The 5,137-nt window shown below is 72.8% G+C and carries 4 protein-coding genes and 1 tRNA gene; 2 read left to right on the top strand and 3 right to left on the bottom strand.

Annotated features, from left to right (window positions below):
- Positions 1-39 precede the first annotated feature (39 nt).
- A tRNA-Met gene (locus tag FV234_RS25145) sits at positions 40-116 on the top strand.
- Positions 117-221: 105 nt separating this feature from the next.
- Here FV234_RS25145 and cueR read toward each other — a convergent pair.
- Genes cueR through FV234_RS25160 form a run of 3 tightly spaced genes read right to left on the bottom strand, consistent with a single transcriptional unit; the run spans position 222 to position 3,734 of the window.
- Positions 222-704 (bottom strand): Cu(I)-responsive transcriptional regulator, encoded by a 483-nt coding sequence (gene cueR, locus FV234_RS25150; protein WP_147832356.1) that lies wholly within the window; start codon positions 702-704, stop codon positions 222-224.
- Positions 704-3,196 carry a heavy metal translocating P-type ATPase gene (locus FV234_RS25155; protein WP_147765332.1) on the bottom strand — a complete coding sequence of 831 codons (2,493 nt, stop codon included), beginning with the start codon at positions 3,194-3,196 and terminating at the stop codon, positions 704-706. Before FV234_RS25155 ends, cueR begins: the two co-directional genes overlap by 1 nt.
- A gap of 34 nt (positions 3,197-3,230) precedes the next feature.
- Entirely contained in the window at positions 3,231-3,734 is a 504-nt protein-coding gene (locus FV234_RS25160) for a hypothetical protein (protein WP_238272743.1), read from the bottom strand.
- 388 nt (positions 3,735-4,122) lie between these two features.
- Here FV234_RS25160 and FV234_RS25165 point away from each other — a divergent pair.
- The coding region (locus FV234_RS25165; protein WP_187273805.1) for an MCP four helix bundle domain-containing protein at positions 4,123-5,137 on the top strand (1,015 nt) is incomplete at its 3' end.

Below are 5,137 nucleotides of genomic sequence, written 5' to 3' on the forward strand. Positions count from 1 at the left end.
GCCAACACATCCCCTCGACACGACACTCGATCACCCTGGCGCGGGGTGGAGCAGCCCGGTAGCTCGTCAGGCTCATAACCTGAAGGTCACAGGTTCAAATCCTGTCCCCGCAACCAAACATCATATCATCCATAGCGAGCCCGCGCCGTCGAAAGACAGGGCGGGCTCGTCGCGTTTGGGCAGTGAGGCTGAGGTCGGACCCGGTCCAGGCGGAACGCGCCTCATCCGTTTCCGCGCCGGCGTGCCGGTCGGCCCAGGCCGAAGCGTGCGGGGCCGCCCGGTGCACCCTTCACGACGGGCGCGCCCGGGCCGGCGCCTGTTTCCGCCAGATCCTCCATGATCGGACAATACGGCCTGGCGTCGCCGTGGCAGCGCGCGGCCAAAGCCGTCAGCGTCCGGCTCATGGCATGAAGCTCCTCGGCCTTACGCTCCAGGGCTGCCACGTGCTCCAGCGCGATGCGCTTCACGTCGGCGCTGGCGCGGTCCCGGTCGCGCCACAGGGCGAGCAGCGTGCCGATCTGCTCCACCGTAAAGCCGAGGTCGCGCGCACGGCGGATGAAGCGCAGGGTGTGGATCCCCACCTCGGTATAGTGCCGATAGCCGGCTTCCGAGCGTGCGGCCTCTGCGATCAAGCCGGTGCTCTCGTAGTAGCGGATCATCTTGGCCGAAACGCCGGAGGCGCGTGCGGCCTCGCCGATCGTCATCATCGTTGCACCTCACAGGCCGGGCGCCAGCGACGCAGCAGCAGCGCGTTCCCGACGACGCTGACGCTGGAGAACGCCATCGCTGCGCCCGCCACCACCGGGCTGAGCAGCCCGAAGGCCGCGAGCGGGATGCCGACCACGTTGTAGGCGAGCGCCCAGAACAGGTTCTGCCGGATCTTGGCATAGGTCCGCCGCGCGATGTCGATCGCGTCGGCAACCAGCATCGGATCGCCGCGCATCAGCGTGATGCCGGCCGCGTGCATCGCGACGTCGGTGCCGGTGCTCAAGGCAATGCCGACGTCGGCGGCGGCGAGCGCCGGCGCGTCGTTGACTCCGTCGCCGACCATGGCGACGCGGCGCCCGCCCGCCTTCAGGCGGAGGATCGCGGCCGCCTTGTCCTCCGGGAGAAGCTCGGCCACCACCTCGTCGAGGCCGAGCGCCTCGGCCGCGCGGGCGGCGCTGCCCCGGTTGTCGCCGGTGAGCATCACCGTGCGCAGGCCGCGCCGGCCGATTGCCGCGATGGAAGCGGCCGCGGAGGGTTTCACCGCATCGCCGAAGGCGATCAGGCCGAGCAGCCGCACGGGCGCGGTCCCCCCGGCTTCCTCCTCCGAGATCCAGGAAACCGTGCGGCCCGCCCGCGCCAGGGCTTCGCCCCGGTCCGCGAGGGGCGCCAGGTCGACGCCGTCCTCCTCCATCAACCGGCGGCTGCCGAGGCGGAGCGCGCGGCCGTCCACCTCGGCGGCGACGCCGCGGCCCGGCAGCGCCCGCAGGTTGGCGGCCGGCGGCGGCGACACGCCCTCCGCTGCGGCGAGCGTCGCGACGGCGCGGGCGAGGGGATGCTCGCTGCCGGCCTGCAGCGCGGCGGCACGGCGCAGGAGGTCTGCGCGCGTGACGCCCGGCGCAGGCTCGAGGTCCGTCACCGTCGGGCGCCCTTCCGTCAGCGTGCCGGTCTTGTCGAAGGCGACCGTGTCGAGGGCGTGGGCCACCTCCAGGGCTTGCGCGTCCTTGATCAGGATGCCGTGGCGCGCCGCGACGCCGGTGCCGGCCATGATCGCCGTCGGCGTCGCGAGGCCGAGGGCGCAGGGGCAGGCGATGACCAGCACCGCGACCGCATCGATCAGCGCCGTTTCCGCGCTAGCGCCCGCAATGAGCCACCAGCCGAGGAAGGTGAGCAGGCCCAAGCCGAGCACCACCGGCACGAACACCGCGCTCACCCGGTCGACCAGGCGCTGGATCGGCGCCTTGGCAGCCTGCGCGTCCTCGACAAGGCGGATGATCCGCGCGAGCGTCGCCTCCGCGCCGACCGCGGCGACCTCGACCACGAGCCGGCCGTCGCCGTTGATGGCGCCGCCGACGACCCGGTCGCCGACGGCTTTTGCCACCGGCAGGCTCTCGCCGGTGATCAGCGCCTCGTCGATCCGGCTCGCGCCGTCGCGGATCGTGCCGTCGGCGGGCAGGCGTTCGCCGGGGCGGACCACGACCGCGTCGCCGACCCGGAGCGCGGAGACCTCGATCTCGGCCTCGCTGCCGTCCGGCCGGCGCAGGCGCGCGCGCTCGGGCCGCAGCGCCGTCAACGCCCGGATGGCCGACGCGGTGCTGCGCTTGGCGCGGCTCTCCAGGCGCTTGCCGAGCAGAACGAGGGTGATCACCACCGCCGAGGCTTCGAAGTACAGGTGCGGGGTCGCGCGGCCGGCCTCCGCGGCGCGGACGAGCTGGTACAGGCTCAGCGCGTAGGCCGCGGAGGTGCCGAGCGCGACGAGCAGGTCCATGTTGCCGGCGCCCGCCCGCAGCGCGCGCCAGCCGGCCCGGTAGAACCGGGCGCCGAGCCAGAACTGGATCGGGGTCGCGAGCGCCAACTGCACCCAGCCGGGCGGCATCCAGGCGATCCCGAACGGCATCAGCAGCATCGGCGCGACCAGCGGCGCCGCGAGCGCCGCGGCGACCAGGAGGTGGATTTCGTCGCGGCGGGCGGCGGCGTCGCGTGTGGCCTCCGCGGCGTCGGGTCCGCCGGCGGGCGCGGCCGGCGTCGCATCGTAGCCGGCCTCAGCCACCGCCGCGACGAGGTCCGCGTCGGCCACGACGCCGGCCGCCGCCGTCACCCGCGCCCGCTCGGTGGCGAGGTTCACCGAGGCTTGCGAAACCCCGGGCACCGCCCGCAGCGCCGCCTCGACCCGCCCGGCGCAGGAGGCGCAGGTCATGCCCGCGACGGCGAAGTCGCGGGTCTCGCCGCCGACGTCGTAGCCGGCATCCGTCACGGCGCAGGCGAGGGCCGCCGCCAGCACGCCCGTCGCGACGGTGACGCTGGCCCGCTCGGTGGCAAGGTTCACGGAGGCGCTCGACACGCCCGGCACCGCCCGCAACGCCGCCTCGATCCGGCCGGCGCAGGAGGCGCAGGTCATCCCGAGGACGGGGAGGGCGACGGTTCGGACGGCCTCCGTCGCGTGCGCCTCGGGGGCGATCGGGGTGAGCGTGTCGGAGTCGGCTTTCAGCATAAGAGGAGAGATGGGGCTTCCCACGGTGGGAAGGTCAAGGCCGCCGGACGTCGGATCGTCGCTTCGGTTTCGCGGATCGCCAAGCCCGCTGCGGAGATCGAGCATCGCGAATGCGCGGTGCCGCACCGGAGGGCGCGGCGAGCCAGGCCCGGCGCTCCGCGATCAGCCGCCGCAGGCGGGCGCGTCGGGCGTTCGGCCGGATGCAGTCGCAGCTCTCGATGCCGGCCGGGTCGCAGCTGAGGATCGAGAGGATCGCCACCGCGATCCCGAGGATGCCGAGGGCGACGAGGGGCCATGCGAGGCCGAGGCCGACGAGCGCGGCGATGGCGAGCTTCCCGGCCAGGGAGCCGACGAGCTTGGTCTTCGCCAGCGCGAGCAGGGCGCCGCCGCCGCCCGCGCCGCCGCGCAGGGCCCGGACGATCCGCTTGCGGGCGCGATGCCGCGCGGCCAGCGCCTCCAGGCGCCGCAGCTGACGCGCGACCGCCGCATGGGTCGCGTAGGCCCCGGCCGCGGGGCGCGGATGCAGCGCCTCCGTCATCACCCGAGCCTAGCGCGACGCGCCGGGTCGGTCGACCGGCCACGATGCGGGGTGCGCCGTCAAAGAGAAGCTGGTCTTTGCACCCGGGCGACCATGCAGACGGCCCCTGACGCGTCCCACCGCGTGCGCGCGTCAGGGGCCGTTTCAAGCAACGCTCCATCAGGACGCGCGTCGTTTCCGGCACATCCGTTCATGGGCTCAGCTATCATCGGAAACATATCGATCGATGTCGATGCATTAAGCACGGTGCACCTTTTGGATGCAGGGTGATGGTCTCTGAAACCGACGGTCGGCACGGGTTTTTTAACGCGTTGAACCGCTTTCTCATCCAGCGGTTGTGCGCGCGGCGCGCCGCCCCGGTCGTCCCGCGCAGGTTCGGACAATGCGCTTGCACGTCTCCCTCAAAGCCTCGCTCGGCGCCGCCTTCGGCTTCCTTGCACTCATCAGCGCCGGACAGGGCGTCGTCTCGCTTGCGAAGCTGTCGAGCATCGGCACGTCCGTCGACGCGATCTCCAGCAACTGGCTGCCCTCCGTCGTCGCGGCGAACAACGTCAAGGCCGCCGAAGCCGACATCCGCATCAAGCATCTGCGCCTCCTGACGCCCACGAAGTCGGCGACCGCCTTCTCCGAGGACAGCAAGCTGCTCGCGACGTCGGCGTCCGAGTTCGAGGCGACGCGCAAGTCCTACGAGACCTTGATCTCCGGCGAGGACGAGCGCTCGATCTACAACGCGTTCGTCGCGTCCTGGAACAAGTACGATGCGGCCACCGTGGAATCCATGCAGTTGGCCGAGGCGGGACTGATGTCGGAGGCGGCGGCGCTGATCGGCAGCCCCGACAACGCGAACTTGTACGACAACGCCCGCGACGCGCTGAACCGCGTCGTCGCCTACAACGAGGTCGGCGCCCGCAGGGATGCGGCGGACGCCATGGCTCAGATCGATGCCGCGACGGCGACGACCTACTGCGCCATCGTCCTGGCGCTCGTCGCGGCCTGCGCCGCCGCGGCGTTCAGCCTCCTGCGCGTCTCGCGACCGATCCAGGCGATGACCGGCGTGATGTCGGGGCTGGCCGCCGGCGAGGCCGAGATCGCGGTGCCGTACGGCGCCCGCCGCGACGAAATCGGCGCGATGGCGTCGGCGGTCCAGGTGTTCAAGGAGAACCTGATCCGCACACGCAAGCTGGAGGCGGAGACGGCGGACGCGCGGCTGGCGGCGGAGGCGCAGCGCAAGGCCGGGATGCGGCAGATGGCCGACGACTTCGAGGCGGCGGTGGGCGGCATCGTCGGGATGGTGTCGTCCTCGGCGACCGAACTGCAGGCCACCGCCCGGACCCTGACCGCGACCGCCGCCGAGACCGCGGGCCAGTCCACCACGGTGGCGGCGGCCGCCGAGGAGGCCGGCA

The organism is Methylobacterium sp. WL8, from assembly GCF_008040045.1.
GTDB lineage: Bacteria > Pseudomonadota > Alphaproteobacteria > Rhizobiales > Beijerinckiaceae > Methylobacterium > Methylobacterium cerastii.